Source organism: Micromonospora sp. CPCC 205539 (genome assembly GCF_036906815.1).
Lineage (GTDB): Bacteria > Actinomycetota > Actinomycetes > Mycobacteriales > Micromonosporaceae > Micromonospora.
Genome location: NZ_JBAKHW010000015.1, coordinates 1 through 23,822, shown reverse-complemented (window position 1 = coordinate 23,822; position 23,822 = coordinate 1). Strand labels below are relative to the sequence as shown.

The window sequence follows — 23,822 nt, the reverse complement described above, 5'->3', positions numbered from 1 at the left end:
CTGGCACCCGGGTCAACGGCGGCCGGCCAGTTCGGCCAGCCGGCGGTCGGCCAACTCCTGGATCCGGTCCTTGTCGCTGCTGACGACGGTGCCCGGGTCGGCGTCCGGAAGTTCGTCCTCCAGCCGCCGGATCGGCCGGTACGCCCACCCCACCACGGCCAGCGCGAGGGTGCACAGGCCGGCGGCGACGGCGGTCAGCGCGATGCCCCGGCCCGGCCCGTGCCCGATCAGGACACCCAGCAGTTGCCCGGTGTCGCCCCCGGTCGCGGCCAGCGGGGTGAACACCCGCTCGGCGAGCGGGGCGGCGCAGAGGAACCCGGCGGGCACCATCAGCCAGGAGAGCATCAGGGTGGTGGCCAGCACCCGACCCTGCAACTCCAGCCCCACCTTGGCCTGCACGATCGCCAACCAGTGGCTGTTGACCAGCGCCGAGGTCAGCCCGAGGCCGAACAGGCCGAGCGCCGGAAAGATCGGTTCCGGCCGCAGACCGACGGTGACCATGGCGACCGCGAGCAGCAGCACACTGGACAGGATGCCGGTCATCCGTCGGGCCGTGCCGCCCCAGACACCCATCGCGATGCTGCCCACCAGCAGTCCGCCACCGCTGGCGGCGAGCACCATGCCGAGCACCGACGGGTCGCCGAAGGACAGGGTCAGTGGGGTGGCCAGCACCTCGACCACGGCGAAGAAGAAGTTCAGCGTGGCGGTGAGCACGATCATCGCGAGCAGCCCGTGCCGGCGGGCGATGAACCGCCAGCCACCCATCACCTCCTGGCCGAAGGACTCCTCCCGCTTCTTGAACAGCGTGTCCGGGAAGCGCACGGCCAGCATGATGCCGACGGCGATGGCGAAGGTGGCCAGGTCGAGCAGGACGATGCCGCGCAGCCCGATGGCGACCACCAGCGCACCGCCGGCCAGCGGCGCGAGCACCGTGCCGGTGGCCGCGCCGAGCGAGATGATGCCGTTGGCCCGGCCGTAGTACCGCTTGGGTACGAGCTGCGTGACCGCCGCCAGGTACGCGGGTTGCTGGAAGGCGGTGGCGATCGCGCTGACCGTGAGCGCCGCGAAGACGTGCCAGAGCTGCGCTCGACCAATCCACAGCAGCACGGCGAGGGTGACCGTGCCACACGCGGCGAAGGCGTCCGCGGCGATCATCACGAGCCGGCGGTTCCAGCGGTCGGCCACCGCGCCGGCGATCGGGGAGAGCACGACGGCGGGCAGCAGCGCCAGCACCGACGCGAACGCGAACCAGGAGATGGAGCCGGTGCGCTGGTAGACCCAGAGCGCCAGGGCGAAGCCGGTCAGCCCGGTGCCGATCAGCGAGACGAGCTGCCCGAACGCGACGGCGAAGAACGTCCCGAGCCCGCTCTCGGCCTGCCCGACGCTCCGGGACTCCGGCTCGGGAACGGCCGGTGCCGCTGGCTCGGCCAGGATGATGTCGGCGAGTTCAGTTGCCTGGTGCTTCTGGAAGTAGTGGCCCGCACCCTCGATGGTGCGCAGTGACACCGTGTCGGCGAAGTACGTCCACTCCAGATAGCGTTCCTCGTACAGCTCGGTGGCTCGGTCCTTCGTGCCGATCACGCAGACCAGTGGCGTGGTCAGCCGGTTCGCCGGCCCGGTGGCGTACGCGCCGGTGTAGTACTCCTCCCCCACCCGGGTGTCGGCCAGGAAGACCGTCATCAGGAAGTCCTTCTCCCGCTCGGTCAGCACGTCGGTGAAGAAACCCATGGCGCGCAGGAAGTCCAGCGCGTGCCGCTTCGAGGTCCACCGCTCGAGCGGGAAGATCCGCCGGAACCAGCCGGCGAGCCGGCCCGGCAGTCGGGGTGCCGGGAAGTGCCCGCCGATGACCACCCGGCGCACGTCGACGCCGGCCAGTTCCAGCCGCCGACCCAGCTCCACGGCCGTGGCGCCACCCATGCAGTGCCCGTAGATGATCACCGGCCCGCTGACGTCGGCGGTCACCTCCGCGACGCAGCCGTCGACAAGCTCGTCCATCTCCAGGCCCGGCTCGTCCGGCCGGTTGAGGTCGTGCCCGGGTCGTTGCAGCGCGAGCAGGGCCACCTGGTCGGGCATGGCCGAGGCCAACGGTTGGAAGATGACCGCACCGGCGCCGGCGAACGGTACGCAGAGCACGGTCACCGCCGGCGCGGCGTTCCGCGACGGGGTCAGCTCGTGCAGCAGCCGCCCCGGCGTGCCGGCGTCCCCGTCGAGGTCGGCGGTGAGCCCTCGGATGGTGGGGTGGCGGAACAGGTCGAGCACACTGATCGGCGGCTCGGTGCCGGCGAGCGCCCGGATCGCCGTGAAGGAGTCCCCGCCCAGGTCGAAGAAGTCGTCGTCGATGCCCACCCGGTCGTAGCCGAGCACCTGCGCCCAGCGTTCGGCGAGCGCGGCCTGCACCGGTGTGGCCGGCGCGGCCAACTCGACGCCGGTACGAGCCCCGCCGCGCTCGGGCGCCGGCAGCGCGGCCCGGTCGAGTTTGCCGTTCGCGGTCAGCGGCAGCGCGTCGAGCCGCACGAACACCGCCGGCACCATGTGGTCGGGCAGCCAGTCGCGCAGGAACGTCCGCCAGCCGCCCGGGCCCGGGTCGTCCGCGCCGGTGCGCAGCGCCAGGTAGCCGACCAGGGCCGGCTCGCCGTCCAGGTCACGGACCACGACGGCGCTCTCCCGCACCGCGGGGTGCCGGTGCAGGGCCGCCTCGATCTCGCCCAGCTCGATCCGGAAGCCGCGCACCTTGACCTGCGAGTCGTTGCGGCCCAGACATTCCAGCCGGCCGTCCGGGCGGTACCGGGCCAGGTCACCGGTGCGGTAGAGCCGGGCGCCGGGCCGGTCCCCGAACGGGTCGGGCAGGAACCGGTCCGCGGTCAGCGACGGCTGGTCGAGGTAGTCCCGGGCCACCCCGGCGCCGCCGAGGTACAGCTCGCCGACCACCCCCACCGGCACCGGCCGCAAGGCCGAGTCGAGGACGTACGCGCGGGTGTTGGCGATCGGACGGCCGATGGTGACGTCGGCGTCCCGGCCGATGCGGGCCACCGTGGACCAGATGGTCGCCTCGGTCGGGCCGTACATGTTCCACAACTCAGCGACCCGGGGTGCCAGCTCGCGGGCCAGCGGGGCGGGCAGCGCCTCCCCGCCGCAGAGCGCCCGCAGGCCCGGCTGCCCGGACCAGCCGGCGGCCAGCAGCAGCCGCCAGGTGGCCGGGGTGGCCTGGAGCACGGTGGCCCCCTCGGCGCGTAACAGCTCGGCCAGCGCGCCGGCGTCGTAGCCGACGTCCCGACCGGCGACGACCACCCGGGCGCCCACGATCAGCGGCAGAAACAGCTCCAGCACCGAGATGTCGAAGGCGAACGTGGTCAGCGCGACCAGGGTGTCGTCGGCGTCCAGCCCGGGGGTGTGCGCCATCGCGGTCAGCAGGTTCACCACCGAGGCGTGGCTGACCCGGACCCCCTTCGGCCGCCCGGTCGACCCGGAGGTGTAGAGCACGTAGGCGAGGTCCTCCGGTCCGGTGACCGGCTCCAGGTCGTGGCAGGACTCGACGGCGGCGCCGGGGTCGTCGACCCGCAGCACCGGGCCGGCGAAGTCGGCGAAGGACTCCGTCGGTCCGGCCTCGGTGACCAGCGCGGCGGCCTTGCTGTGGGTGAGCACCCACCGTTGCCGGTCCAGGGGGTACGACGGGTCCAGCGGCACGTACGCGCCGCCGGCCTTGAGCACGGCCAGCAACGCCACCAGCAGGTCGGCGGACCGTTCGAGCGACACCGCGACGGTGTCGCCCCGGGCCACCCCGATCCGGCGCAGCCGCCGGGCGAGCCGGTTGGCCCGCACGTTGAGCTGGGCGTACGTCAGGGTGGTCGAGCCGCAGGTGACCGCCGGCCGGTCCGGGGTGCGGGCCACCTGCTCCTGCACCAACCGGGTCAGCGTCACCGCCGGCACCGGCCGGTCGGTGTCGTTCCAGGCCGTCACCTGCTGCTGCCGCTCGGTCGGGGTCAGGATCTCCACGTCCGAGAGGGGTCGGTCCGGTTCGGCGACCACCCCGCGCAGCAACTGCTCCAGGTGCGTCAGCATCCGCTGCGCGGTCGCCTCGTCGAAGAGCGCGGTCGTGTACTCGAGGCAGCAGAGCAGCCCCTCCGGCCGGTCGTACGCGTAGAGGGTCAGGTCGACCTGTGCGGTGCCGTTCTCCACGCTGAGCGGCTCGGCGCGCAGCCCGCCCATCGTCAGAGGCTCGTCCGGCAGGTTGAGCAGGTTCACCATCACCTGGAACAGCGCGTTGCGGCTCAGGTCGCGGGGCACGTCGAGGGCGTCCACCACCCGTTCGAAGGGCACCTCCTGGTGGTCGTACGCGGCCAACGCGGTGTGGCGGACGTCCTCGAGCAGCCGGCCGAAGCTCCACCCGCTCTCCAGCGTGGTCCGCAGCACCAGGCTGTTGAGGAAGAAGCCGATCAACGGTTCCAGCTCGGCCCGGACCCGGCCGGCGACCGGCGAGCCGACGCAGATGTCGCGCTGACCGGTGTAGCGGAACAGCAGCGTCTGCACCGCGGCGAGCACCGTCATGTACAGCGTGGCGCCGTGTCGTCGGCCCAGGTCGCGGAGTTGCTCGGTGAGCTCCGGCGGCAGGGTGCGCCGGGTTACCGCACCGTCGAAGGACTGCACCGCCGGTCGGGGCCGGTCGGTGGGCAGCTCCACGGCGGTGGGCGCGCCGGCGAGCTGCCGCCTCCAGTAGGCCAGGCCCGCGTCGGCGTCGGCGCGGTCCCGCTGCCAGCGGGCGTAGTCGGCGTACCGCAGCGACAGCTCGGGCAGCGGCGATGGCGCGCCGGCCAGGTACGCGTCGTAGAGGGCGCCGAGTTCGTTGCGGATCACCCCGAGCGACCAGCCGTCGGAGACGATGTGGTGCATGCCGAGCGCCAACACGTGCCGGTCGGGGGCGCTGCGGAACAGCACCGGGCGGAACAGTGGACCGTTGGCCAGGTCGTACGGCTCACGGGCCACCGCCACCAGCGCGACGCGCTCCCGTTCGGCGAGGTCGGCGTGGGGCGGGCCGGCGGGCAGCTCCCGTACGGACAGCGGCACCTCTTCGGCGGGGCGGACCACCTGCACCGGGTCGCCGCCGTCCGGCCCGGGCTCGAACACCGTGCGCAGCACGTCGTGCCGGCGGACCAGCTCGGTGAGCGCGGCGCCCAGCACGTCCACCCGCAGGTCGCCGTGCAGGCGCAGGGCGGCGAACGCCACGTACGCCACCTGGTCGTGGACCTGTTCGAGGAACCAGAGCCGGCGCTGGCCGGAGGAGACCGGCGCCGAGCCGGCCGGGCCACGGGGGATGCGCTCGAGTGGCTGGGTTTCGGCCGCGACGACGAGCGTCGCGCTGGCCGCCGGCCCGACGGGAACGGGTAGTGCGGCGGCGATGCCAGCGACGGTCGGCGTGGCGAAGACCGCCTCGATCGGCAGCGCCACCCCGAGCCGGGCGTGCACCCGTACGACGAGCTGGGTGGCGAGCAGCGAGTGCCCGCCCAGCGCGAAGAAGTCGTCGTGCGCGCCGACCGGTGCGATGCCCAGCAGCTCGGTCCAGATCTCCGCCACCGCCCGCTCGGCCGGGTCGCGGGGTGCCACGAAGACCGTCGGCAACGCCGGCCGGTTGCCGGTCGACAGGTCCGTCGGCTCCGGCTCGGCCACCGCGGCGGGCGCGGCGGCGCTGCCGCTCGCGGGCTGTGTCCGTACGCCGCGTTCGATCCAGTGCCGTTGCCGCTCGAAGGGGTAGGTGGGCAGCTCCACCGGGCGCCGCGGTCCACGGTGGAAGGTCGACCAGTCCACCGGCACGCCAGCCAGCCACAGCCGGGCGACCGCCGTCAGCGCGATCCGTTGGTCGTCGCCGTCGGCGCGGGGGTGGCGCATCACCGGCACCACCCGGTGCGGTGCGACGCCGGCCTGTCGGACCAGCCCGCCCAGGGTGTGCCCCGGGCCAACCTCGGCCACCACCAACTCCGCTCGGGCCAGCAGCGCGGCGCAGTCGGCGAAGCGGACGGTGCCGCGCAGGTGCCGCACCCAGTACTCCGGGTCGGTGGCCTGTTCGACGGTGACCGGCGCACCGGTCACGTTGGACAGGTACGGCAGCCGGGGTGCCCGGTAGGTGACCTGGCGGGCCTCGACCCGGAACTCGTCGAGCACCGGATCGAGCAGCGCGGAGTGGAAGCCCCGGTCGGCGGGCAGCGGCCGGCACTCGACCTGCTCGGCGCGCAGCCGGGCGGCCACCGCGTCGAGGGCCGTCGGCCGGCCGGACAGCACGCACAGCTCGGGCGCGTTGACCGCCGCGAGCGCCACCTCCGGGTCGAGCAGCCGGGCGATGTCGGCCTCGGGTAGGGCGACGGCGAGCATCGCCCCCGGCTCGGTGGACTGGGACAGCCGGCTGCGGGCGCAGATCAGCCGCAGCGCGTCGGCGAGGTCGAAGACCCCGGCGAGGCAGGCGGCGACGTACTCGCCGAGGCTGTGCCCGAGCATCAGCGCGGGCCGCAGCCCCCGGTCGAGCAGCAGCCGAGCCAGCGCGTACTCGGTGACGAAGAGCGCGGGTTGGTTGATCCGGGGCTCGGCCAGCAGCCGCAGCGCGGCGTCGAGGTCGTCCGGCCCCGGGTCGAGCACTCGGCGCAGGTCCAGCCCGAGCGGCTCACGCAGCAGCTCCACGCACTCGTCCACCACGGCCCGGTAGCCGGGCTCGGCGCGGTACAGCCCGGCGCCCATCCCCGGGTGCTGAGCCCCGTACCCCGGGAAGACGAACGCCAGTTCGGCGTCGGTCCGCTCGGGTGCGGCGCTGAGCAGCCGCTCCGGCGTGGCCAGCGCGTCGACGGCGTCGGCCCGGTCGGCACAGACCACGGCCCGCCGGTATGCCATCGAATGCCGTCGGCCCAGCGCCGCCGCCACGTCCGGCAACTCCAGGTCGGGGTACGCCCCGAGGTGCCCCCGCAACGCGGTGGTGGCCCGGTCCAGCGCGCCGGGCGTCCGCGCGGAGAGCACCAGCAGCTCCGGTCCGGCCGGTGTCGGCGGGGCCTCCGGGGTGGCCCGTTCGGGCGCCTCCTCGAGCACCACGTGCGCGTTGGTGCCGCCCATCCCCAGTGAGCTGACGGCCGCCCGGCGGGGCTGACCGTCAGCCGGCCAGGGCTGCGCCTGCGCGGGCAGGTGGAAGGGGCTGGTCGCCAGGTTGATCGCCGGGTTGGACCGCCGCACGTTCACCGCTGGCGGCAGGGTGCGGTGCCGCAACGCCAGGACCGCCTTGATCAGCCCGGCCACCCCGGCGGCGGCGTCGGTGTGCCCGATGCTCGCCTTGACCGAGCCGAGCGCGCAGAACCGTTGGTCGGCGGTGCCCCGCCGGAACGCCTCGGTGAGCGCGCTGACCTCGATGGGGTCACCGAACAGGGTGCCGGTGCCGTGCGCCTCCAGGTAGCCGATGTCGCGCGCGGCCACCCCGGCGACGGCCAGCGCCCGGCTGACCACCTCGACCTGACCGGCGACGCCGGGGGCGGAGTAGCCGGCCCGTTGGGCGCCGTCGTTGTTCATCGCCGAGCCGCGGATGACGGCGTGGATCAGGTCGCCGTCGGCGATCGCGTCGGTGAGTCGACGCAGGACGACCAGCCCGATGCCGCTGGCCGCGATGGCGCCCCGGGCATCGGCGTCGAACGGCCGGCAGTGCCCGTCCGGGGAGAACAGGCCGCCGTCGTGGTGCAGGTAGCCCTGCCGCTGCGCCGGAACGACGCTCACCCCACCGGCGACCGCCAGGTCGGACTCACCGCTGAGCAGGCTCTGCCGGGCCAGGTGCACGGCGACCAGCGAGCTGGAGCAGGCGGTGCTGACGCTGACGCTCGGCCCGGTGAGGTTCAGCTTGTACGACGCCCGGGAGGTCAGGAAGTCCTTGTCGTTGCTCAGCGCGAGCTGGTAACCGCCGACCGCGTTCACCAAATCCGGTGCGGTGAGCAGGTGTTCCAGCAGATAGGTGCTGCGCCCGGAGCCGGCGAACAGGCCAATTCGCCCCGGGTACGCCTCCGGGTCGTGCCCGGCGCGTTCCAGCACCTCCCAGGTGCACTCCAGCAGCAGCCGGTGCTGCGGGTCCAGCAGTTGCGCCTCGCGGGGGGTGAAGCCGAAGAAGCCCGCGTCGAAGCGGTCGATGTCGGCCAGCTCGCTGCCCCGGCGCACGTACGCCGGATCGTCGACCAGGGCCGGGTCGGCACCGTCGGCGAGCAGCTCCGCGGTGCTGAACTCACGGACCGTGTCGACGCCGTCGTGGATGATCCGCCAGAACTCCTCCGGCGTCCGCGCGCCGGGGAACCGGCAGGCCATCCCGACGACGGCGATCGCGTCGGCCGGCGGCGCGGTCCGGGTCGGGGCCTCCATCGGCCGTGCCGCAACCCGGGCACGCTCCCGACCACGCGGCACGGCGGCCGACGGCGCGGCAGCGGCCAGCACGTCGGCGAGCGCGTCGACGGTGGTGTGCCGGAACAGGTCGGTGACCGTGACCACCGGCCCGAGCCGGTCGACCAGCAGCCGGTGCACGGCCAGCAGCCGCAACGAGTGTCCGCCGAGGTCGAAGAAGTTGTCCCGCTCACCGACGTGGGGCACCCCCAACACCGCACGCCACACCTCGGCCACCAGCCGGCGGGCCGCCGCCCGGTCACCGGCCGACACCACGGTCGTCGCCGGCCGGCCCAACCCGCCGCCGGTCGCGTCGGCCCCAGCCAGCTCGTCGTCGGTCGGGTCGCCGTCGGTCGCTGGTGCTGTGGCGCTGGCGGTCGGCCGACGCCCGGTGTCGGTGGCGTCCGCCGTCGGTGCGGGCAGGGCGGTCGGGTCGAGCTTGCCGTTGCCGGTGAGCGGCAGCGCCGCCACGCCCACGAAGGCGGCCGGGATCAGGTACTCCGGCAGCTCGGCGCCCAGTCCGGCGCGCAGCACGGCCGGGTCCGGGTCGCCGGTGAGGTACGCGACCAGCCGTGGGTCGTCCGGGTCGTCGCGGCGCAGCACGACGGCGACCTCGCCGCCCGGGTGCAGTCGACGCAGCGCCGCCTCCACCTCGCCGGGCTCGATCCGGTGACCGCGCAACTTGATCTGCCCGTCGCTGCGACCCAGGAATTCCAGGGTGCCGTCGGGGCGGTAGCGGGCCAGGTCGCCGGTGCGGTACAACCTCCGCCCGTCGGCGGCGAACGGGTCCGGTACGAAGCGGTCGGCGGTCAGGCCAGGCCGGTTGAGGTAGCCCCGGGCCACGCCGGCCCCACCCACGTACAGCTCGCCGGGCAGGCCGACCGGGACCGGGTCGAGACGGTCGTCGAGCACGTACAGCTCGGTGTTGGCGATCGGCCGGCCGATCGGCACCGAGCCGTGCTCCGGGGTGCCCGGGCCGACCTCGTGCACCGCGCAGCCGACCACCGTCTCGGTCGGGCCGTACTCGTTGACCAACCGGGTGCCCGGGGCGTACGCCCGCCAGAGCGCGACCTGGTCGGCGCGCAGGTTCTCCCCACCGATCACGAACAGCCGGGTCCGCCCGGGTGCCCCGGCCTCGTCGACCTGCCGGTTGACGATCTCCAGCTGGGCCGGGGTGAGCTTCACCAGGCCGTACGGGCTCGTCCGGTCGAGCAGCGCCGCGCCCAACCCCGCCGGGCCGACGTCGTCGCCGAGCAGGTGCACGGTGCCACCGGCGGCCAGCGGCACCAGCAGACTGGTCACCGTCAGGTCGAAGCCGATCGAGGAGTGCACCGGCACCGCGTCGCCCGGGCCGATCCGGTAGGCGGCAGCGGCCCACCGCAGATAGTTGACCACTCCCCCGTGGGTGACCAGCACACCCTTGGGGCGCCCGGTGGAGCCGGAGGTGTGCAGGACGTACGCCAGGTGGTCGGGGCCGACCGACGCGGACGCCGCGGGTGCGGGGTCGGCGGCCGGCGCGGTCAGGTCCACCTCGACCGGCCGGGCCGGACCGTCCGGCAGTCGTGGGCGCAGCGCGGCCGAGGTGAACACCACCGGCGCGGCGGTGTCGTCGAGCACCCAGCCCAGCCGTGCCGGCGGGTGCGCCGGATCCAGCGGGACGTACCCCGCGCCGGTCTTGAGCACCGCGAGGACCGCGACGGGCAGCGCGGCGGTGCGCTCCAGCAGGATGCCCACCAGGTCGCCGACGCCGATCCGCTGCCGCCGCAGGGTCGCGGCGAGCGCCTCGGCGTGGGCGTCCAGGTCGCGATAGGTCAGCGTGCGCGTCCCGTCGTCGACCGCCACCGCGTCGGGGTGGCGACGGGCCTGGCGCTCGATCAGCGCGTGCACCGTCCCGTCGGGTGGCGCGCCGGTCGCGGTGTCGTTCCAGGTACGCAGGATCAGCTCGCGGTCGGCGTCGGTGAGCAGCCGGGCGGCACGCACCGGGGCGTCCGGGTCGGCCAGCAGGTCGGCGAGGAGGGTACGGAAGCCGGCCGCGAACCGGTCGACCGTGCGGGCGTCGAACACGTCGGAGCGGTACTCCAGCGCGGCCTCCAGGCCGTCGGGGCCGGGCCGCACCGCCACGGTCAGGTCGAACTTCGCGGTGGCCGCCGGGACCTCGACCGGGGTGACGTCGATCCCGGGTAGCGGCATCGGCGCGACCGCGTCCGCGTACAGGAACATCACCTGGAACAGCGGACTGTGCCCGGCGCGGCGGTCCGGGCGGGCCGCGGCAACCAGCTCCTCGAAGGGCAGCTCCTGGCGCTCCTGGGCGGCGAGCACGGCGGCGCGGACCCGACCGGTCAGCTCCGCGAAGCTGGGGTCGCCGGCCAGGTCGGCGCGGATCACCAGGGTGTTGACGAACAGGCCGATCAGCGGCTCGGTGGCCGGGTCGCGGCGGTTGCCGACCGGGGTGCCGACCGGCACGTCGTCCCGGCCGGTCCAGCGGGCCAGCAGCACCTGGAACGCGGCGAACAGAAGCTGGTACGGCGTGACGGTGAGCCGGCGGCAGGTTGCCCGCAGCAGCTCCGCCGGCACGTCCAGCGGCACGATCCGGGTGGCGCCGGCACTGGTGGGCACGGCCGGCCGGGCAGCTCGTCCGCCGGGCAGCTCGGGGACCGGGGGCGTTCCGGCCAGCCGGTCGCGCCACCAGTCCCGCTGCGCCGCGGCCTGCGGGCCGGCCAGCCAGCGACGCTGGTCGGCGGCCCAGTCCTGGTACGACCGGGGCAGCTCGGGCAGCTCGGGCGCGCGTCCGGCGCGCCCGGCGGCGTACCGCTCGGCCAGCTCGGCGGCGGCGAGCCGCAGCGACCACTCGTCGACCGCGACATGGTGGACGGTCAGCACGAGCACGTGCTCGGTGTCGGCGAGCCGGAACAGGGTGGCCCGCAGCACCGGCCCGACGGCCAGGTCGAGCGGGGTGGCGGCCTCGGCGGCCAGCCGGGCGGTCAGCTCGGCCTCGCGGGCCGCACCGGCCAGGCCGGTGAGGTCGGTGACCCGCAGCAGCCCGCTGCCGGGTGGCTGGACCACCGGCACGAGGTCCCCGTCGTGCAGGCGCAGCGTGGTGCGCAGCGGCTCGTGCCGGGCCACCAGGGCGTCGACCGCCGCTCCGAGGGCCGGCACGTCCAACGGCCCGCGCAGCCGGTACGCCACCGGCGCCAGGTACGCCGGGTCGCCCGGGGCGGCCTGGTCGAGGTACCACATCTGCCGCTGACCGGCGGAGACCACCGCGTCCGCCGGCCCGTCTCCGGTGACCGCCCCGACGGCGGCGCTCGGGTCGGCGGCGCTCGGGTCGGCGGCGCTCGGGTCGGCGGCGCTCGGGTCGGCGGCGCTCGGGTCGGCGGCGCTCGGGTCGGCGGCGCTCGGGTCGGCGGCGCTCGGGTCGGCGGCGCTCGGGTCGGCGGCGCTCGGGTCGGCCTCGCCGGTTGCAGAGTCCACAGCGGCCTCGGCACCCGCGGCAGCCTCGGCGGCCCGGCGGGCGCGCAGGGCGGCCAGCAGCGCTGCCTTGCGCGGTGAGAGCAGGTCAGTCATCGAGGCGTCCGAGCAGAGACTCGGCGTCCGCCTCAGAGCAGGCGAGCACGCTCAGGTACAGCTCGGCGGCCTCGTCGACGGCCATACCGTGCTCGGCGCGCAGCGCCGCGGTGAACCCGCCCAGGGTGGGATGCTCGAAGACCGCGCTGAGCGGCAACCGCACGTCCAGCGCGGTTCGGAGCTGCGCGGCCATCCGGGCGGCGGCCAGCGAGTCACCGCCCCGCTCGAAGAAGTGGTCCTGCTCGGTGAGCCCCGCCACGCCGAGCGCCGCGCCCCAGGCGTCCGCGACGACCCGCTCGATCGCATCGACCCGGACGGGCCGTCGTTCCTCCGTCGTCATGCTGTCCCCCCGTCATCCGCGCCGGCTCCCCTGCCGGCGGCGCTGTGCTGTCGTGCTGTCGTCGGGCCCGGTGCCGGCTGGCCGGCCGCGGTGGCCGGCCGGTGCGGCAACCGGGCGATGGCCTCGGCGTCGTCGGCCAGCACGGTGACCGGGCAGGACACCCGCGCCTCGCCGGCCCGCGCGGCGTCCAGCAGGAACCACAGCCAGGCCAGGTAGCGGCCGGCGATCTCCTGCGCCGCGGTCTCCGCCTCGGCCGGCGGAAACCCCTGCGCGTCGACGAACGCGCGGGCGTGCCCGGTCAACTCGGCCCGCCAGCGATGGACGATCACGTGCGGGTCGGCCGGGCCGGCCGGTGGCGTCGGCGCGGGCTCGCCGGTCAGCTTGCGAAGCAGCGTGGCGTGCTCCCGCCAGGCGGTCCGTTCGTCGGGCACGGTGGCCGCGACCAGGACCAACGCGTCGGGTGGTGACCCGGCCGCCGCCAGAGCCCGCGTCAGGTGCCCGGCGAAGAGCGCCGCGCTGCAGTACCCGACCACGGTGAGCGGACCCGCGCCGGCCGGCCGGTGGCGCAGGAACTCCGCGGCGGCGGCGCCGGCCAGGGTGGCGTGGTCGGGCAGCCCGCCGTCCAGCTCCACGCTGGTCACCGGGTCCAGCCGCCAGACCTGGTGCCGCCCGTCGGGCGGCGTGGCCGACTCGGCCGCGGCGAGTGTCGCGGCCAGCCCGGCGCCGGTCGAGTCGCCGGGAAACTCAACCGTCAGCAGGCATCCGGCCCGCCCGTCGCCGACCTGCTGCAACACGATCGTCCGAGCCATCGGGTTCTCCTTGTGCGTACGCCTCGAGCTGGTCGGTGACGGCGGCGGCGAGTGCTGCGGCGGCGGCCGGGTCGAGCACTCCGCCGTCGGCCTCGACGAGGATCGACAGCTCGCCGGAGGCCGTCTGGCGCAGGGTGAGGCAGAGCGGGAAGCGGTTCGCCGTGCGGTGCAGCTTCCGCCGCTGCCAGGTGAGCGCGCCGGTGACCAGCTCCGGCTCCTCCACCGAGTCCAGGTAGCAGGCCGGGTACGACCCCGGCCGCGCGCCGGTGCCCCGACGGACCTCCCGGACCACCGCGGCGAACGGCGCCTGCTCGGCCACCACCTGACGCAGGTGCCCGCCGACCCGGTCGACCAGGTCGGCCCAGTCACCGGTACGCACGTCGTCGCAGCGCAGCAGGACGGTGTTCACCGCGTACCCGGCGACCTCGAACTCGTCGGCGGCCCGGCGGGTGCCGCTCGCGCAGCCGATCAGCACGGTGTCCCGGCCCAGCAGGTTGCCCAGGGCGCGGGCGTACGCGGCGGCGACCACCTCGGTGGCGGTGCCGCCGCCGGGGCGGGACAGCGTGGCGGCGGACGCCCGTACCGGCCGGGTCAGCACGGTCCGCTCAACGGGTGCGGTCGGGACCAGCTCCGGTACGTCCCGGACGCGCGCCACGGCGGCCGTGACCGCCGCCCGCCCCTCCTCGCCCGCCGTCCACGCCGACCGGCGCAGCCCGAGGTCGCACACCGTCGTGGCGGGCAGCGCGGGCGAGAAGGTCGGATCGGCGTGGCAGCGGGTCACGTCGGCCAGGAACAGCTGCAGCGACCAGGCGTCGACCACCAGGTGGTGCCAGACCAGCACGAGTTCGGTACGCCGGCCGGCGGTCAGCACCGCGCAGCGCACCAACGGGTCGACCGAGGTGTCGAACGGCTGCTCGGCGCGGGCCCGCACGGCGGCGTCGAGTGCCGCGCAATCGACGAGGCGGCACACCTCCACCTCCGGCTGATGCTGGTCGAGCACCAACTCCGGCAGGCCGTCAACGAGCCGCAGCCCGGCACCGAAGGCGGCATGCGCGGACAGCGCCCGGCGTAGCGCGTCGACCAGCCGGGGTACGTCCACCGGCGCATCGGTGCCGAAGACGACGGGCTCGCAGTAGAGGTTGCTGCCTGGGTGCAGCTCGTCGTGCAGCCAGAGGCCGAGCTGCTCGGGGGTCAGCGGCCCGCGCCGCGCGCCGACCGGTCCGCGCCGGTCCCGGCCTGCGTCGGTGGATGCTACGAGCCGTTCGGCGAGCTCGGCGGCGTCGGCCGCCCGCAGCACGGCGGCGCTGCTCACCGCCACGCCGGTGCGCTCGCTCAGCCAGGCCGCCGCGCGGGTCGCACCCAACGAGGTGCCGCCCAGCGCGATGAAGCTGTCCTCGGCCCGGAGGTCGCGCGCCGGCAGCACCCGCCGCCAGGCGGCCAGCACCAGTGCGAGCGGGCCCCGCTCCGGGTCGCCGGCCGGCGGGACATCCGCAGGCGCGGCAACGGCGGGCCCGTTCTGGGCCGTGGACGCGGTCGGGCCCTCGGACGCGAGACCGGGCAGCGGACGGGCGGCGAGCCGGTCGTGGTCGTACTTGCCGTGCGGGGTGAGCGGCAGCCGGGGCAGCAGCAGGACCGCCGCCGGCACCGCGTACGCCGGCAACCGCTCGGCGGCGTACCCGCGCAGGGTGCGTTCGGTGAGCCCAGCGCCCGGCTCGGCGGTCAGGTATGCCACCAGCACATCACCGGCGTCGGGAAGCCGCCGTGCGGCCACCACCACGTCCCGCACCCCGGGCAGGCCGCGCAGCACCGCCTCCACCTCGGCGGGTTCGATCCGGAAGCCCCGGATCTTCACCTGCCGGTCGACCCGGCCGAGGAAGAGCAGGTTGCCGTCGGGCAGGGTGCGCACCAGGTCACCGGTGCGGTAGGCCCGCCGGTCCGGCTGCGTCGGGTCCGTGATGAACGCCGACGGGCCGACCGGCGGACGCAGGTAGCCTCGGGCAACCGCCGCCCCCGCGACGACCAACTCCCCCGTGCCGGTGCGGTGGTGCGACCCGTCGGCGTGGCGCAGCAGGAGCGCGGTGCCGCGGACCGCGGTGCCGATCGGGGTACGTTCGCCGGCCGCCGCGCCGTGCCGGGGCACCACGTAGAGGGTGCAGCAGACGGTGGTCTCGGCCGGGCCGTAGCCGTTGACGACGGTCAGCTCGGGCCGGCTGCGGGCGATCGCCTCCAGCAGTGTCCGAGGGATCGGCTCCACCCCGACCAGCAACCGGCGCAGGCCGGTCAACGCGCCCGGCTCGGCGCGCAGCAGCGCGAGCAGCTCCGGCAGGAACGCGGGCGGCACGTAGCCGCTCTGCGCCCCGGTGACGTCCAGGAAGGCGGCGAACGCCGCGCCGTCGTGCCGGGCCGCCTCCGGGACCACCCGGACGCTCCCGCCACGGCTCAGTGGCGCGAAGCACTCCCAGACCGCGACGTCGAACGAGGGCCGGGTCCACCAGCTGCCGATGTGCCCGGTCGGCACCGGGGCCCGCTCGTCCAGCTCGACGAGCAGGTTGCTCAGGTTGGCGTGCTCGACCTGCACGGCCTTGGGTAGGCCGGTGGAGCCGGAGGTGTGCACCACGTACGCCACGTCGGAGGGCGCCCCGAAGTCCGCGAGCGGCATCCCCGGTCGCCCGACCACGGCGGCGGGACGGAGCACGGCTCGACCGGGCAGGGTGGACTCGGCCACCACCAGTCGCGGGCCGGCCGCGTCGAGCAGCGTGCCGATCCGGGCCGGCGGCTGGGCCGGATCCAACGGCACGTACGCGGCCCGCACCGCGAACGCGCCGATGGCCGCGGCCACCGCGTGGGGTCCCGGTTCGAGCAGCACCCCGACCCGGTCGCCGGGGCCGACGCCGTACCCCCGGTAGCCCGCCGCGTACCGGCCGGCCAGGTCGAGCAGCCGTCCCCAGCTGACGCTGTCGGCGTCGGAGTGCACGGCGATCGTCGCGGGGCGTCGCCGGCCGGCGGCGAGGAGGCGGGTGAGCAGGGTGCCGGTCACCGCGCCGCACCGGCCCCGTCCACGGCCGCCTCGTCCTCCAGTGCCCGCACCGCCGCCAGGTAGTCGGCGTACCGGCGGTGCTGGTAGAGCAGCGCGGCCCGTACCTCGATCCGCAGCCCCTGCCGGAGCTGGGCGGTGAGCCGCACCGCGAGCAGCGAGTCCCCACCGACCAGGAAGAAGTCGTCCTCGGGGCGCGGTGGCGCGCCGAGGACGGCGCGCCACGCCTCGGCCACGGCGGCCCCGGCGGGATCGGTCGCGGCCGACTCGGCCGGCGGAACGGAGGCGGCCTCCTCGGCGGACCAGCGCCGTTCGGTGTCGCCGCGCAGCGCCGCCCGGTCCAGTTTGCCGTTCGCGGTCAGCGGCAGGGTGTCCCGGATCTCCACCGTGTGCGGCACCATCGCCGTGGGCAGCCGGTCGCGCAGACCCGCGCGTACCGCCTCGGGTGTGACCGCGCCGGTCACCCAGGCCACCAGCAGCGGCGCTCCTGCGCGGTGCACCGTGCCGGCGGCGGCCTGACCGACCCGGGGCAGCTCGAGCAGGGCGCTCTCCACCTCGCGCAGCTCGATCCGTTGGCCACGGATCTTGACCTGGCTGTCGACACGCCCGATGAAGTGCAGGTCACCCGCGGCGTCGCGCCGGCAGACGTCCCCGGTGCGGTACTGCCGCGCCACCCCGTCGGGGCCGGTCACGAACGCCCCGGCGGTCGTCGTGGGCACCCCCCGGTAACCCCGGGCCAGCACCGGTCCGCCGATCACCAGTTCCCCGTCGCCGGCGCCGTCGAGGGTCAGCCGGGCGCCCGCGACCGGCCGGCCGATCGGCGGCGGGACGCCGCGGTCGGCGTACCGGCGTAGGTCACCGGTGGCGGTGACCAGGATGGTGGCCTCGGTGGGGCCGTACAGGTTGTGCACCGCCGCGCCGAACCCGACGGGTGGCCAGAGACGCAGCCGGTCACCCCCGGTGGCCAGGGTGCGCAGCCGGCCGGTGTCCACCCCGGAGCGCAGCAGCTGCTCGGCCAGCGGAGTGCTGAGAAAGCAGTGGTCCACCTCGCGCAGCACCTCGGCGATGCGCTCCGGGTCCCGCGCGACCTCCTCGTCGGCGAGCACCACCGTCGCGCCGCGGATCAGCGGCGCCCAGAGGTCCAGCAGGGCGGCGTCGAAGGCCAGGCCGGCGAAGGCCGCGCAGCGGACGCCCGGGTCGAGGCGGAAGAACCGCGCGTACCAGTCGAGCACCGTCCACAGGCTGCGGTGGGCGACCTCGACCTGCTTCGGCTGGCCGGTCGAGCCCGAGGTGGCGATCAGGTACGCCAGGTCGTCCGGGTCGGGCAGCCGCAGGTGCTCCTCCCGACCGGCACGAACGGCGGTGACCTCGGCGGGCAGCAGGTCGACCAGTTCGTCGGCGGCGACCGCGACCCGGCACTGCGCATCGGCGAGGATCCGGGCGATCCGGGCCGGGGGCAGCCCCGGGTCCAGCGGCAGGAACGCGGCACCGCAGAACATCGCGGCGAGTGGCCCGACCACCGCGGCGGCGGTACGCGGTTGCAGTACGGCCACCACCGAGCCCGCGTCCGGGTGCCCCGGGGCGGCCGGCGGCGGCAGCTCGCGGGCGAGAGCGCCGGCGAGGACGGTCGCCGCGTTCACCAGGTCGCGGTAGCGCAGGACGCCGTGCCGGTCGACGACCGCGGGTCGCTCGGGGTACGCGGCGGCCCGCCGCAGCACCTCGGCGGGAACACTGGTGGGACGGCCCGGGCCGGCGTTCGGAACGGCGGTCACAGCTGTCCGCTTGGTCGGATCACGACATCGGCTCCCGGTCTACGCGACGACGACGGCGCGTAACGGCGTGGCAAAATCTGTTACCAGGAGCCATCCTGACATCGCTGTCGGTGTCACGGCCATCAGCCGAGACCGATGTCTGTGGATGCGATCGCCCCCAATTTCGTGCACGTAGGTCTATTGACGTCCTCGTCTGGTCCATGCGGGGCATCGACGAGCTGAAGTTGTCACACCGCCCGGTTAGGGTCGCTGACCGTGACCGCACCCGGAGATGTGCCGCCCGAGGTCCTCGACCGACTACGGCCGATCTGCCTCGGCCTGCCGGAGAGCTACGAGGAGCCGGCCTGGGTGGGCACCCGCTGGCGCATCCGCAAACGCACCATCGCCCACGTGCTCACCGTCGACCCCGAGCACCAGGCCGTCCACGCGCGCGCCGCCGAGCTGGACCGCCCGGCCTGCCTGCTGACCTTCCGGTCGCCGCCGGAAGAGATCGCCGCGCTCATGGCCGTTGGGCACCCCTTCTATAAGCCGGACTGGAGCCCGACCGTGCTGGGGATGGTCGTGGCCGACGACACCGACTGGGCCGAGGTCGCCGAACTGCTGACCGAGAGCTACTGCCTGCTCGCCCCGAAGCGGCTGGCCGCCCTGGTCGACCGGCCCACCGGCTGACCGAGCGGCTGCGCCGGGCAGGTGCGCGACGCCGCACCGGCGGTTTCGCGCGCTGTGGCCCGGGATACCGCGGGAGCGAGGTCGGTGCCGCCGGGCCACCGGGTCGATCCCCCGGCACTGTCGGAGGTTCCGGCTAGGGTCTGCGCATGGCAGAATTCGTATTGGTGGCGGGCGCTTGGCTGGGGTCGTGGGCGTGGGACGAGGTCCTGCCGCCGCTGCGCGTGGCTGGCCATGGCACGCATCCGCTGACCCTCTCCGGCCTCGCCGAGAAGCAGGGCTTGCCCGCCGGGCAGCAGACCCACGTGCAGGACATCGTCGGCGAGATCGAGCGGCGCGACCTGCGCGACGTGGTGCTGGTCGGGCACAGCTACGCGGGCATCCCGGTGGGTCAGGCCGCCGAGCGGATCGGCGATCGGCTGACCCGGGTGGTCTTCGTCGACTCGGAGGTGCCCGTCGACGGCGAGTCGTTCGCCTCTCGCTGGTGGCAGGGTCCGGCGGCGCTGACATCGTTGATCGCCGACAACAACGGCTACTGGCCACTGGGCGCGGCCGACCTCGACGGTCAGGGCCTCACCGACGAGCAGGCCGCTCGGCTGATCGCGGGCGCCACTCCGCACCCGGGCGGCGCGCTGACCGAACCGGCCGTGCTGACCCGTCCGCTGGACGATCTGCCCGCCACGTACATCAAGTGCCTGCTCGACGGGCCCGAGCCCAACGACACCGTGGCCAAGCTGCTGACCAGCGAGCACTGGCGGCTGGTCACCATGGAGACCGGCCACTGGCCGATGGTCTCCCAGCCCGCCGAGTTGGCCCGCCTGCTGCTGGCAGCAGCGAGCTGACCTGCGCGGGCGGTGGGGCGGGCGCTCGCCCCACCGCCCGCCCGAATCAGGTTGCCGCCTCGTCCAGACTGGCGATGTGGCGCACCGGCGACGCGACCAGCCAGAGCACGGCGAGCACGCCGCCCAGGCCGGCGACGACCAACGTCGGCCGCAGCCCGATCGTGGTGCCGAGCGCGCCGCCGACCAGCGCGCCGAGGGGCCGGATGCCGTAGTTGACGGCACTGTACGCACCCGCTCGGCGGCCTCGCGCGTCGTCGGGCGTGACCGCGGCGAGGAGGGCGTTCAGGTTGACGTCCATCAACATCACCCCGATGCTGGAGACCACCTCGATGGCCGCCAGCATGCCCACCTTGGCCCAGGTCGGGCCGGTCAGCAGCGCGGTCAGCGCCAGCGGCGCGGGAAAGAGCACCGCGCCGAGCATCGCGGTACGCCCCAACCCGATGGCACGGGAGATCCGGGGTGCCAGCGCCGCGCCCGCCAGCCCGCCGAACGCCCCGATGCCGAACGCGATGCCGATGGCGCCGGCCGACAGGCCGAGGTCCTGGCTGGCGTAGAGGATCAGCAGCGCGGCGGCGATGAAGGTGAAGAAGTTGACGGTGGTGGTGCAGCCGAGCGCGGCGCGCAGCACGGGGTGACGCAGCACCAACGCGAGCCCCTCGCGGACCAGGCTGAGGGTGGACACTCGCTGCGGCGGTGGGGGCGCCTCGGTGACCGGGATGCGGCTGATCAGCAGCGCGGAGCCCAGGAAGGACACCGCGTCGACGACGATCGCGAACGGCGCGGTCAGCAACTGGACCAGCCCGCCGCCGACAGCCGGACCGGCCACCGACGAGGCGGCGCGGCTCAGGCTCAACTTGCTGGTCGCGTCGATGTAGGCCGACCGCGGCACCAGCGCGACGAAGAACGCCTGCTGTGCCATGGCGAACAGCACCGCGCCGGCGCCGGTGAGCAGAGCCACCAGGTAGAGCTGGGTGAGGGTGACCGCGTCGAAGAGGTAGGCCACCGGCAGGCTGAGCAGCACCACCGCGCGGAGCAGATCGGCGATGATCAGGAGCCGGCGCTTGCGGGTGCGCTGGTCCACCCACGCTCCCAGCACCAGGCCCAGCAGGTTGGGCAGCCAGATCAGCGCGGTGAGGACGCTGACCTGCGTGGGCGTCGCGGCGAGCAGGGTGACGGCGATCAGTGGCAGGGCCAACTCCCGGACCCGGTCACCGAACTGGGAGATCGTCTCGCCGATCCAGAAGGTGCGGAACCGCCGGTCGCGGTGCAGGGCCGGCGTGGGTGCCGCGCTGACGGTGGTCACGACGCGGCCGGGTCGTCGTCGCCGGGCTCCGGCAGCAGGTAGCGCAGCATCCGGACGACCTGCGCGCCGGCCGGTGCGGGCTCGCCCTTGCGCCGCACGTACGGGGCGAGCAACTCCTCGATCGCGGTCTCTACCTGCCGCAACTCGTCGACGGTGGCCACGAACTGGGTGTCGGCCACCCCGGCCACGCCACGCCACTCGTCGTCCAGCCGTGGCTCGTCGTGCAGCAGCCACTGCTGCGGCGCCTCGGCGGACCGGGCGAACATCTCCCCCCGCAGTTGGCGGCCGGCGGCCTGCCCCTCGGCGTCGTCGGGCAGCGTGAAGCGGAAGCCCCGGGCCGCCGCCTGCCACCAGCGCTCTCGCTTGCTGCTGGCGCCCTCCCAGTCGGTGACCAGGCCGAACGTCGCGAGGTGCCGCAGGTGCCAACTCACCACCGAGGGCGTGGCGCCGACGTGCGGGGACAGCCCGGTGGCGGTGGCCGGGCCGTGCCGCTGCAGCCGGTCGAGGATGGCCAGCCGGACCGGATGGGCCAGCGCCCGCAGCGCCTGCGGCTCGGTGATCTCGAAATCCCCGTACGGATTCGTGAGAGACATGTTTCGAAAGTAGTCTCTCACGTCAAACCGGGCAACCCCGGGGTGAGCCGGGGCGCCGCCGTCAGCTCACGCCCAGCCGGGCCAGCGGCTCGACCAGCTCGCGCTCCTCGTAGCTGAGGTGGGACAGCAGGGCATCGGTCAGCAGGTCCACCGCGGCGCGCAGCTCGGGCAGCCCGTCCGTGGCCCCGACGTACGCGACCAGGGCCTGGTCGACGCCCTCCAGCACGTCGTGGATGACGTGGTGCTCCTGCTCCAGCCGGTCGACGACCGGCGCGAGGCGCGGGTCGCGCTGGCGCAGCCGTGGGAAGAGAGCCTGGTCCTCGATGGTGTGGTGGGTGGTGACGACGCGGCAGTAGGACTCGCAGTAGGTCCCGAGCGTCCACCTGTTCTGCCGCATGGTCATCGTGTTGATGTGCGAGCGGGCCGCGCCGGCGTCGATCTCACCGGCCGCGACCTGCTCGATCAGGTCGTGGATCTGGGCAAGCTCGCTGCGCAGGTGGTCGTGCACCTGCACCAGGTGCTGGCCGTTGGCCTGCTCGTGCGCGGTGTAGGTGCGCGTCGGGTCGGGCACGGGCCCCGTGGGGCGGGCGGACTCGTCCCAGACCTTCCGGTCGCTGCGGCGCCGACCATCGTCCGGCGTCGGCACCACGGCGAAGGCGCCGCCGACCACCTTCGGGCGCGCCGTCCGTGCCGTCGGCGAGACGACCGGAGCCGGCTCCGGAGCCGGGGTACGCGCCGGCGTGCGCTCGGTCGCCGAGTCGCTCGCGCGCTCGGCGGCGACCAGCTCGCGTACGGCCGGTGCCACCTCGCCGGCGAAGCGCCGGAGATCATCGGGGTCGTCGCCAGCGAAGATGAAGGTGCTGATGCCCTCGCTGAGCGCCAGATCGGCGAGCTCCTCCGCCCACTGCTCGGCCGGCCCCTGGAGCGGACCGCGCCCGGTGGCCGAGAACTGCCCGGAGATGTTGAGCAGCCGGCGGACGTCCTCCGGCGCGCGCCCGGCCTCCCGGGCCGCGTCGTCGATGATCGCGTTGCCCTTGGCCAGGTCGCCGGGCTGGAGGTAGGCCAGCGACGGCAGCCAGCCGTCGGCCCGGCGACCGGTGAGCCCGAGCATGCGCGGCTTGTACGCGCCCAGCCAGATCGGCACGTCGTGAGCGGGCGCGGGGCCACGCTTGGCACCGACCACGCGGTGGAACTCGCCGTCGACACGGACGCCGCCGCGCGCCTCGGCGTCCCAGACTTGGCGAATGACCTCGATGGCCTCCTCCAGCGCCCGTACGCCCTGCCCGGGGGTCAGTCGCTGGCCACCCATCGCCTCGATGGCCTCCCAGAACGCCCCCGCGCCGAGGCCGAGATCGATCCGGCCACCGCTGAGCAGGTCCAGGCTGGCCACGCTGCGGGCGAGCACCGCCGGCGGACGCAGCGGCAGGTTCGTGACGTTCGCCGAGAGGTGCACCCGATCGGTCCGCGCCGCGACGTAGCTCAGCAGCGTCCAGGTGTCGAGGAAGCCCGGCTGGTACGGGTGGTCCTGGAAGGTGACCAGATCCAGCCCGACCTGCTCAGCCAGCACGGCGAGACCGACGGTGCGGTCCGGATCGTCGTTGCGCGGAGTGGTGAACGATCCGAAGACCAGGTCGTGGCCGTAGTCGCTCATCGGCAAGCCCCCCGTGTCGCGTGATGCGTCATGACCTAAACCTTATGCCATGCAGAACATCTACTGCCAATAAGGTCTTGGTCACTGCGCTATTGTCGAGGCATGACGGGTGCCACCGATGCGCGGGACCGGCCCGATCCGCTCGACGACGACCTGGGCTGGATGCTCGGGATCGTCTTCCGCGGCTATGTCCGGGCGGCCGACCACGCGCTCGTCGACTTCCCCGGTGGCCCGCGCGGCTATCAGGTGCTCACCGCCGCAATCAAAGGGCCGCCTCGCAACCAGGGCGCGATCGCCGAGGAGCTCGGCATCGACCGGACGGTGCTCACCTACGTCATCGACGACCTGGAGCGGCCCGGGTTCGTCGCCCGCAGGGCGGACCCGGCCGACCGGCGCAGCCGGCTGGTGGACGTCACCGACGCTGGCCGTACGGCCTGGGAGCAGCGCCGGCTAACGCTGCGGCAGCTCGAGTCGCACCTGCTGGCGGCGCTCACGCCGGCCGAGTCCGCGACGCTGCGGGGGCTGCTTCAACAGGTCGCCTGCTCGACCCAGGCCGTCGACCCGCTGCGCGATCTCTGCGAGGTGGTTGCGCAGGTGAAGCCCGATCCGGCCCCGCCGGCCCCAGGCGGATCGGCGGCGTCCGCACCCACGCGCCGAACGCCGGCCACCCGCGCCCGCCGTCACGGCTGAACCGTCCCCCGACCCACCCCGACCCGCCACGCCACGACCCGCCACGACCCGCCACGCCACGCCACGACCCGACCCACCCCGACCCGACCCGCCCCACCCCGACCCGGTCCGCCCCACCCCGACCCCACCCCCCCCCGCCCGGTCCGGCCCCCCCCCGCCCGCCCCCCCGGCCTTCC

At 74.8% G+C, this 23,822-nt stretch carries 11 protein-coding genes; 3 read left to right on the top strand and 8 right to left on the bottom strand.

What is annotated here, in order from left to right:
* Positions 1-12 precede the first annotated feature (12 nt).
* The 5 genes from V6V47_RS15370 to V6V47_RS15350 are packed head-to-tail and all read right to left on the bottom strand — an operon-like array spanning position 13 to position 17,901.
* The gene (locus tag V6V47_RS15370; protein ID WP_334628884.1) at positions 13-11,946 is read right to left on the bottom strand and encodes a non-ribosomal peptide synthetase/type I polyketide synthase; all 11,934 of its coding nucleotides are present in this window, start codon (positions 11,944-11,946) and stop codon (positions 13-15) included.
* Positions 11,939-12,286, bottom strand: coding sequence for a phosphopantetheine-binding protein (locus V6V47_RS15365; protein WP_334628883.1), 348 nt, complete (start codon positions 12,284-12,286; stop codon positions 11,939-11,941). The genes V6V47_RS15370 and V6V47_RS15365 overlap by 8 nt, the downstream gene beginning before the upstream one ends.
* Positions 12,283-13,095 (bottom strand): thioesterase domain-containing protein, encoded by an 813-nt coding sequence (locus tag V6V47_RS15360; RefSeq protein WP_334628882.1) that lies wholly within the window; start codon positions 13,093-13,095, stop codon positions 12,283-12,285. The genes V6V47_RS15365 and V6V47_RS15360 overlap by 4 nt, the downstream gene beginning before the upstream one ends.
* The gene (locus tag V6V47_RS15355; protein ID WP_334628881.1) at positions 13,031-16,132 is read right to left on the bottom strand and encodes an amino acid adenylation domain-containing protein; all 3,102 of its coding nucleotides are present in this window, start codon (positions 16,130-16,132) and stop codon (positions 13,031-13,033) included. The genes V6V47_RS15360 and V6V47_RS15355 overlap by 65 nt, the downstream gene beginning before the upstream one ends.
* Positions 16,129-17,901, bottom strand: a complete 1,773-nt coding sequence (locus V6V47_RS15350) for a non-ribosomal peptide synthetase (RefSeq protein WP_334628880.1) — start codon at positions 17,899-17,901, stop codon at positions 16,129-16,131. Before V6V47_RS15350 ends, V6V47_RS15355 begins: the two co-directional genes overlap by 4 nt.
* 255 nt (positions 17,902-18,156) lie before the next feature.
* Here V6V47_RS15350 and V6V47_RS15345 point away from each other — a divergent pair, with 255 nt between their 5' ends.
* Both V6V47_RS15345 and V6V47_RS15340 read left to right on the top strand, forming a co-directional pair.
* Positions 18,157-18,570, top strand: a complete 414-nt coding sequence (locus V6V47_RS15345) for an MmcQ/YjbR family DNA-binding protein (RefSeq protein WP_334628879.1) — start codon at positions 18,157-18,159, stop codon at positions 18,568-18,570.
* Positions 18,571-18,716: 146 nt separating this feature from the next.
* A complete protein-coding gene (locus V6V47_RS15340) occupies positions 18,717-19,409 on the top strand; it encodes an alpha/beta fold hydrolase (RefSeq protein ID WP_334628878.1) in 693 nt (230 codons plus the stop codon).
* 46 nt (positions 19,410-19,455) lie between these two features.
* Here the strand turns inward: V6V47_RS15340 and V6V47_RS15335 are convergent, their stop codons facing one another.
* The 3 genes from V6V47_RS15335 to V6V47_RS15325 form a co-directional block, all read right to left on the bottom strand.
* Positions 19,456-20,712, bottom strand: coding sequence for an MFS transporter (locus V6V47_RS15335; protein WP_334628877.1), 1,257 nt, complete (start codon positions 20,710-20,712; stop codon positions 19,456-19,458).
* A complete protein-coding gene (locus V6V47_RS15330) occupies positions 20,709-21,305 on the bottom strand; it encodes an ArsR/SmtB family transcription factor (protein WP_334628876.1) in 597 nt (198 codons plus the stop codon). The genes V6V47_RS15335 and V6V47_RS15330 overlap by 4 nt, the downstream gene beginning before the upstream one ends.
* Positions 21,306-21,366: 61 nt before the next feature.
* Positions 21,367-22,956, bottom strand: a complete 1,590-nt coding sequence (locus V6V47_RS15325) for an LLM class flavin-dependent oxidoreductase (protein ID WP_334628875.1) — start codon at positions 22,954-22,956, stop codon at positions 21,367-21,369.
* A gap of 102 nt (positions 22,957-23,058) precedes the next feature.
* On the opposite strand from V6V47_RS15325, the gene V6V47_RS15320 reads away from it, so the two are divergent.
* On the top strand, positions 23,059-23,646 hold the full coding sequence (locus tag V6V47_RS15320) for a MarR family winged helix-turn-helix transcriptional regulator (RefSeq protein ID WP_334628874.1): 588 nt from the start codon (positions 23,059-23,061) through the stop codon (positions 23,644-23,646).
* Positions 23,647-23,822 lie beyond the last annotated feature (176 nt).

Excerpts from the sequence above, each read along its gene's own strand:
- V6V47_RS15360 (WP_334628882.1), bottom strand. The coding sequence starts at position 13,095 with ATGGCTCGGACGATCGTGTTGCAGCAGGTCGGCGACGGGCGGGCCGGA.
- V6V47_RS15320 (WP_334628874.1), top strand. The coding sequence starts at position 23,059 with ATGACGGGTGCCACCGATGCGCGGGACCGGCCCGATCCGCTCGACGAC.
- V6V47_RS15340 (WP_334628878.1), top strand. The coding sequence starts at position 18,717 with ATGGCAGAATTCGTATTGGTGGCGGGCGCTTGGCTGGGGTCGTGGGCG.
- V6V47_RS15325 (WP_334628875.1), bottom strand. The coding sequence starts at position 22,956 with ATGAGCGACTACGGCCACGACCTGGTCTTCGGATCGTTCACCACTCCG.
- V6V47_RS15330 (WP_334628876.1), bottom strand. The coding sequence starts at position 21,305 with ATGTCTCTCACGAATCCGTACGGGGATTTCGAGATCACCGAGCCGCAG.
- V6V47_RS15370 (WP_334628884.1), bottom strand. The coding sequence starts at position 11,946 with ATGACTGACCTGCTCTCACCGCGCAAGGCAGCGCTGCTGGCCGCCCTG.
- V6V47_RS15365 (WP_334628883.1), bottom strand. The coding sequence starts at position 12,286 with ATGACGACGGAGGAACGACGGCCCGTCCGGGTCGATGCGATCGAGCGG.